Source organism: Pseudomonas sp. NPDC087817, from assembly GCF_044742875.1.
Taxonomy (GTDB): Bacteria; Pseudomonadota; Gammaproteobacteria; order Pseudomonadales; family Pseudomonadaceae; genus Aquipseudomonas.
This window is the reverse complement of sequence record NZ_JBIUVJ010000120.1, coordinates 1-6,828: the sequence shown is the minus strand read 5'-3', so window position 1 is coordinate 6,828 and position 6,828 is coordinate 1. Positions and strand designations below refer to the sequence as shown.

Genomic DNA, 6,828 nt, shown 5'->3' with positions numbered 1-6,828 from the left:
AAACACAATAAGAAAAAACAAAAGAACAACACAAACAAGAAAACAAAAGTGAAGAAAAAACATAACCCCCAAGCTAATACAAAGATAAGCAAGGAAATTCAGGAAATCAGCGACGCCCGACTGGGCAGAAGCGCCCGCCACTTTAGCAATGGTTATCGGTCCACTCAAGTTTTTTACCGAGAGCTCGCCGAAGAGCATTTTCTTTAGCGAATCGAGCGTCAGAATGCTCATGGTCCAAGTGCGACGGGCACCCTCGCCAATTGCGGCCAACGGCCCGTAACTGACCTCGCGAATCATCTCCGGCGGCCAGTCGATGGCTTTCACGCCGGCCCCCAGGTAACCGCTTGGCGACTTGCTTTCACCGCGAGCGGCCAAGGTCACCGGGACGTCGATTTGAGCACCATCACGCTCGACGCGCAGCATGATTTTGGTATCAGGACGCGTACGAACGGTATCCACCACTTGCTGCCAGTCATTGAGTGCCTGGCCATCAAGCGTCAGCAGACGATCACCGGTTTTCAGGCCAGCCGCCTGAGCCGGGCCCTTCGGATCAAGCTCGGCAAGCACCGGCGGCAAGGCCGGACGCCATGGACGAATACCCAGAGAACGGATCGGATCCGGCTCATCAGCACCCTTGAGCCAGTGATCCAGCGCCAGTTCGCGCGGCGAATCTGCAGTAGAACCCTGCTCACGGACCAGCAACTGCAACGAGCCGCTCTCACCGAGTCGACGAACCAGTTGCAGATTGACAGCAGCCCAGCCAGAGGTCGGCTCGCCATCAATCGCAACAATTTCCTGACCTGCGCTCAAACCAGCCTTGGCCGCAATGCTACCGGACTCGACCGCCCCGATCACCGGACGCACCTGCTCGCTTCCGAGCATGGCCAGCACCCAGAAGAACACCAAGGCCAAAAGGAAGTTGGCAATTGGGCCGGCGGCGACAATGGCGATACGCTGGCGAACCGACTTGCGGTTGAACGACTGGTCGAGCTGATCGACCGGCACTTCACCTTCGCGCTCATCGAGCATCTTCACGTAACCACCCAACGGGATGGCAGCGACGACGAACTCGGTGCCTTGCTTGTCGTGCCAACGCAGCAACGGCATACCGAAGCCTACGGAAAAGCGCAGAACCTTGACGCCGCAGCGACGCGCGACCCAGAAATGGCCGAATTCGTGAAAGGTGACCAGCACACCCAAAGCGATCAGGGTGCCGGCAATCATATAGAGCGCGCTCATCTACTTTCTCCGCAATCCCGTTCAGTGCCGCGTGAAGCCATTGTGTTTCTAAATCTATCGGTCGTGACGCTTCAACCATTGTTCCGCCAGGACTCGCGCCCTGGCGTCTGCCGTGAAGACCGCATCGAGATCGCCGAGTGCCACAACCGGCTCGAGACTCAAGACCTCCTCGATGATACTCGCGATTTCCAGATAACGAACCCGTCCGTCGAGAAACGCTGCGACCGCCACTTCATTGGCGGCATTGAGCATCGCCGGCGCGCTGTCGCCCGCCTCGGCAGCCTGCCGCGCCAGACGCAGGCAGGGGAAGCGCTCTTCGTCCGGCGCTTCGAAGTCCAGACGCGCGATCGCAAACAGGTCCAGCGGCACCACGCCGGAATCAATTCGCTCCGGCCAGGCCAGTGCATTGGCAATTGGCGTACGCATGTCGGGATTGCCCAACTGCGCCAACACCGAACCATCGACATAATCGACCAGCGAGTGAATCACGCTCTGCGGATGGATCACCACCTCGACTTGGGACGGCTTGGCATCAAACAACCAGCAGGCCTCGATCAGCTCGAGACCTTTATTCATCATGCTTGCCGAATCCACGGAAATCTTGCGCCCCATGGACCAGTTCGGGTGCGCACAGGCCTGGTCAGGTGAAACATGCGCCAACTCACTCATGGGCGTCTGTCGGAACGGGCCGCCAGAGGCTGTGAGTAAAATCCGACGCACGCCGACGCTGCTTAATCCACGGGCGAAATCCTGTGGCATGCACTGGAAAATCGCGTTGTGCTCACTGTCGATCGGCAGCAGCACCGAACCGCTCTTGCGTACCGCCTGCATGAACAAGGCGCCGGACATCACCAACGCCTCTTTATTGGCCAACAGGATCTTCTTGCCCGCCTCGACGGCTGCCAGTGTCGGGCGCAAGCCTGCCGCACCGACGATCGCAGCCATGACCGCATCGACTTCCGGCGCAGAGGCGACCTGACACAGGCCCTCCTCCCCCACCAGCACACGGGTTGGCAAACCGGCTGCGCGCAAATCGTCCTGCAAACCGCGAGCGGCGGCGACTTCCGGCACCACGGCATACTGCGGCACATGACGTACGCACAAGGCCAGCAGCTCAGCCAGACGAGTGAAACCACTCAAGGCGAAAACCTGGTAACGCTCAGGGTGGCGAGCAATCACATCCAGAGTGCTCAGGCCGATCGAGCCGGTAGCCCCCAGAACGGTAATCTGCTGCGGGCGGCTCACGGTGCAGCCATCCACAGCAATACAGCGAAGACTGGAATAGCCGCCGTCAGACTGTCGATGCGATCAAGCACGCCGCCATGACCCGGCAGCAAATTGCTGCTGTCCTTGATGCCGGACTGACGCTTGAACATGCTTTCGGTGAGATCACCGACGACCGAGACAAATACGATCAGTGCCGCGCCAATCAGGCCTTTAAGCAACTCTGCCACTGTCCAGTCGCGCACCAGCCCGACAATGGCGGTAATCACCAGGCTCAGCGCCAGGCCACCATAAACGCCTTCCCAGCTTTTGCCCGGGCTGACCTGAGGCGCCAACTTGCGCTTGCCGAATGCACGACCCGAGAAGTAGGCGCCGATATCCGCACCCCAGACCAGCACCATCACCGCCATGATCAGCCAGTTGCCCAACGGGTACTGCTTGATCTGCACCAGACCTTGCCAGGCCGGCAGCAGAATCAACAGGCCGATCAGCAGTTTGGTGGCAGCACTGGACCAATGCTCGCTGGAGCGCGGGTATGTCAACACGAGAAACGTTGCCACGGCCCACCACAACACCGAAGCACCGAGCACCCAAGGCGCAAGACCGGGTAGCACATACATGACGAACAGCATCAATGCGACGACAGCGGCAAAGCCGACGCGGAACGATTGTGCGGTGAAGCCCGCCAGACGCGCCCATTCCCAGGCGCCGAGACTCACGACCAGACCAATGAACAGCGCAAAAGCGGAACCTTCGAGCAGGAAAAACCCGCACAAGGCAATCGGCAGCAGGATCAGCGCAGTGATGATTCGTTGTTTAAGCATTAAACCCGGGCTCCAGCTTCGACCTGCTCGCTCGTTTTACCGAAGCGACGCTGGCGCGAAGCGAAATCGGCCAGCGCATTGCGCATGGCATCGTGTTTGAAGTCCGGCCAGAACAGGTCGGAGAAGTACAACTCGGCGTAAGCCAGTTGCCACAGCAGGAAGTTACTGATGCGGTGCTCGCCACCCGTGCGAATGCACAGGTCCGGCAACGGCAGATCGCCGGTCGCCAGACAGGTTTGCAACAGATCAGGGGTGATGTCTTCCGGACGCAGATGCCCGGCCTGGACTTCACGGGCCAGACGCTGCGCAGCCTGCGCGATATCCCACTGACCACCGTAGTTGGCGGCAATCTGCAGGATGAAGCGGTTGGCACCCGCAGTCATGGCCTCGGCTTCGCGCATCGCGGTTTGAAGCTCCGGATGAAAGCGCGAACGATCGCCAATGATGCGCAGGCTGATGTTGTTGTCATTGAGACGCTTGGCTTCACGACGCAAGGCCTTGAAGAACAGATCCATCAAGGCACTGACTTCATCGGCCGGGCGCTGCCAGTTTTCACTGGAAAAAGCGAACAGGGTCAACACTTCGACCTTGGCTTCAGCGCACACCTCAATAACGGCCCGCACAGCATCCACGCCCGCTTTATGCCCGGCGACACCCGGCATAAAGCGTTTTTTCGCCCAGCGATTGTTGCCATCCATGATGATCGCGACATGGCGCGGCACCGCGGACGGCGCAGTCTGCTTGGTCTTGTCCATTTAAAGCTCGACCCTTATACGGCCATCAGGTCTTTTTCTTTCTCTGCCAGCTTCGCGTCGATTTCAGCCACGAATTTCTTGGTCAGATCGTCGATCTCGCCAGTGGCGCGACGCTCTTCGTCTTCGCTGATCTCTTTTTCCTTGACCAGGTCCTTCAGCGAGCTGTTGGCATCACGACGAATGTTGCGCACGGCAACACGGGCGTCTTCAGCCACATCACGCGCCTGCTTGGTGAAACCGCGACGGGTTTCTTCGGTCAGGGCCGGCATGCTGATCAGCAGCAGCTCACCCAGGTTGGTCGGGTTCAGGTTCAGGCCTGCACTGCCGATCGCTTTGTCCACAGCACCGAGCATGTTGCGCTCGAACGCGACAACTTGCAGGGTACGCGCGTCTTTGACGGTGATGTTGGCGACTTGCTTGATCGGGGTGTCAGAGCCGTAGTACGGCACCATCACGCCTTCCAGAATGCTTGGGTGCGCTTGACCGGTACGGATGCGGCCGAAGTTGTGAGCCAGGGACTCAACCGACTTCGTCATGCGCTCTTTAGCGTCTTTCTTGATTTCGTTGATCATTGTTGGACTTCCTCGATCAGAGTGCCTTCAGCGCCGCCATGCACGATGTTCAGCAGGGCGCCGGGCTTGTTCATGTTGAATACGCGCAGCGGCATTTTGTGGTCGCGGCACAGGCAAATAGCCGTCAGGTCCATTACACCCAGCTTGCGATCCAGGACTTCATCATAAGTCAGATGATCGAACTTCTCGGCATGCGGGTCTTTGAACGGGTCTGCGGTGTAGACGCCATCGACCTTGGTCGCCTTCAGAACGACGTCGGCATCGATTTCGATTGCACGCAGGCAGGCTGCCGAATCCGTGGTAAAGAACGGATTGCCGGTACCGGCCGCGAAGATCACGACGTCCTTGGAGTTCAGGTGGCGCATGGCTTTGCGGCGATCATAATGATCGGTCACGCCAACCATGGAAATGGCCGACATCACGATGGCCGAGATATTGGCACGCTCCAACGCATCGCGCATGGCCAGGGCGTTCATCACAGTGGCCAGCATGCCCATGTGGTCGCCTGTAACCCGATCCATACCGGCTTTGCTCAGCGCTTCACCGCGGAACAGGTTGCCACCGCCGATCACCAGACCGACCTGTACGCCGATGCCGACCAGTTGGCCGACTTCCAGCGCCATCCGATCCAGCACTTTTGGATCGATCCCGAACTCTTCCGAGCCCATCAGGGCCTCGCCGCTAAGCTTGAGTAGAATGCGTTTATAGCGAGCCTGATAACCACTGCCCTGCTGAGCCATTGCGAATCTCTCCTGCGGCGTATTTAAAAATTCTTTGCGAGCTGTTTACAGCTGGCGTTCACTCTAGCTTGGCGCTGCTTCAGCGCCATCGGAACATGGCTTTGTAAGTCAGTTCCAAGTGGAAACCAATTAAAAATTGATAACCCCATCTGAAAAGAGGCTGCGCGCGTGAGCGGGCAGCCTCTTTCGGGCGACAGTTGAAAACCGTCTTATTGCTTGGCGGCAGCCAGCTGGGCAGCAACTTCTTCAGCGAAGTTGTCGACCGGCTTCTCGATGCCATCACCTACTTTGTAGTAAGTGAAGGAAACGATTTCTGCGCCGCCTTTCTTGGCCAGCTCGCCAACCTTGATTTCAGGGTTCTTGACGAACGCCTGCTCAACCAGGCTCGCTTCTGCCAGGAACTTGCTGATACGGCCTTTGACCATGGTCTCAACCATGTTTTCTGGCTTGCCTTTGATTTTTTCTTCGTTCAGCTGCAGGAACACAGCTTTTTCACGCTCGATCGCTTCATCGGAAACTTGCGAAGGCAGCAGGAACTCAGGGTTGCTTGCAGCTACGTGCATCGCGATGTCTTTGGCCAGCTCGACGTCGCCGCCTTTCAGAGCCACAACCACACCGATCTTGTTGCCGTGCAGGTACGAACCTACAACGTCACCTTCAATACGGGTCAGACGACGGATGTTCACGTTCTCGCCTACTTTGGCAACCAGTGCTTCGCGAGCGGCTTCTTGAGCAGCGATCAGCGGAGCAGCGTCGGTCAGCTTGTCAGCGAAGGCTTTTTCAACGCTGGCAGCAACAAAGTTTTTGAAGTCGTCTTGCAGAGCCAGGAAGTCGGTCTGCGAGTTCACTTCCAGGATAACGGCAGCTTTACCGTCGTCCTTGATTGCGATTGCGCCTTCAGCGGCAACGTTGCCAGCCTTTTTCGCAGCTTTGATCGCGCCCGAAGCACGCATATCATCAATGGCTTTTTCGATGTCGCCGTCAGCCTTTTCCAGGGCTTTCTTGCAGTCCATCATGCCTTCGCCGGTACGCTCGCGCAGTTCTTTAACCAACGCTGCAGTAATTGCTGCCATTTTCAAATTCCTCTTGGATAGGTTTTCAACCATTCCACCCGATCGAACGGGCGTTCAATTCTTCCCGAACCACCGTTGTAGCCGCTGCACGTTACAGGTGCAGGGTGAGCGCTGCCACACGTGGGCGCCGACAACGGTTTTCGAGGTGGCAAAAAGGGGGCCAGGCCCCCTTTTTGCTTACTGAGTCAACGCCAGGGCGTTAATTACTCAGCTGCAGCCTGAGTTTCTTCAGCTGCGAATTCTACAGTGCCGCCGCCAACATTGTTGCGACCACGGATAACTGCGTCAGCCATCGAACCCATGTACAGCTGGATAGCGCGGATTGCGTCATCGTTGCCTGGGATGATGTAGTCAACGCCTTCCGGGCTGCTGTTGGTATCGACAACGCCGATTACCGGGAT

At 57.9% G+C, this 6,828-nt stretch carries 8 protein-coding genes; all 8 read right to left on the bottom strand.

The annotated features are described in order from the left end of the window. Positions 1-1,239 (bottom strand): RIP metalloprotease RseP (gene rseP / locus ACIONG_RS29520; RefSeq protein ID WP_401304473.1); only part of this gene is annotated, 1,239 nt, incomplete at its 3' end. A 54-nt stretch (positions 1,240-1,293) separates the two neighbouring features. After that, positions 1,294-2,484 (bottom strand): 1-deoxy-D-xylulose-5-phosphate reductoisomerase, encoded by a 1,191-nt coding sequence (gene ispC, locus ACIONG_RS29515; protein ID WP_401304470.1) that lies wholly within the window; start codon positions 2,482-2,484, stop codon positions 1,294-1,296. Beyond that, positions 2,481-3,287 (bottom strand): phosphatidate cytidylyltransferase, encoded by an 807-nt coding sequence (locus ACIONG_RS29510; RefSeq protein ID WP_401304467.1) that lies wholly within the window; start codon positions 3,285-3,287, stop codon positions 2,481-2,483. Before ACIONG_RS29510 ends, ispC begins: the two co-directional genes overlap by 4 nt. Next, a complete protein-coding gene (gene uppS / locus ACIONG_RS29505; protein ID WP_103303033.1) occupies positions 3,287-4,042 on the bottom strand; it encodes a polyprenyl diphosphate synthase in 756 nt (251 codons plus the stop codon). The genes ACIONG_RS29510 and uppS overlap by 1 nt, the downstream gene beginning before the upstream one ends. Positions 4,043-4,056: 14 nt before the next feature. After that, positions 4,057-4,614, bottom strand: a complete 558-nt coding sequence (gene frr, locus ACIONG_RS29500) for a ribosome recycling factor (protein WP_096819627.1) — start codon at positions 4,612-4,614, stop codon at positions 4,057-4,059. Next, positions 4,611-5,354 carry a UMP kinase gene (gene pyrH, locus ACIONG_RS29495; RefSeq protein ID WP_011332683.1) on the bottom strand — a complete coding sequence of 248 codons (744 nt, stop codon included), beginning with the start codon at positions 5,352-5,354 and terminating at the stop codon, positions 4,611-4,613. The genes frr and pyrH overlap by 4 nt, the downstream gene beginning before the upstream one ends. A 209-nt stretch (positions 5,355-5,563) precedes the next feature. Then, positions 5,564-6,427 (bottom strand): translation elongation factor Ts, encoded by an 864-nt coding sequence (gene tsf / locus ACIONG_RS29490; RefSeq protein ID WP_401304464.1) that lies wholly within the window; start codon positions 6,425-6,427, stop codon positions 5,564-5,566. 203 nt (positions 6,428-6,630) lie between these two features. Next, a partial coding sequence (locus ACIONG_RS29485; protein ID WP_401304462.1) for a 30S ribosomal protein S2 occupies positions 6,631-6,828 on the bottom strand: 198 nt, incomplete at its 5' end.

What these genes read in the sequence shown, in the direction of transcription:
- ACIONG_RS29510 (WP_401304467.1), bottom strand. Translation starts at nt 3,287, where the DNA reads ATGCTTAAACAACGAATCATCACTGCGCTGATCCTGCTGCCGATTGCC.
- uppS (WP_103303033.1), bottom strand. Translation starts at nt 4,042, where the DNA reads ATGGACAAGACCAAGCAGACTGCGCCGTCCGCGGTGCCGCGCCATGTC.
- frr (WP_096819627.1), bottom strand. Translation starts at nt 4,614, where the DNA reads ATGATCAACGAAATCAAGAAAGACGCTAAAGAGCGCATGACGAAGTCG.
- pyrH (WP_011332683.1), bottom strand. Translation starts at nt 5,354, where the DNA reads ATGGCTCAGCAGGGCAGTGGTTATCAGGCTCGCTATAAACGCATTCTA.
- tsf (WP_401304464.1), bottom strand. Translation starts at nt 6,427, where the DNA reads ATGGCAGCAATTACTGCAGCGTTGGTTAAAGAACTGCGCGAGCGTACC.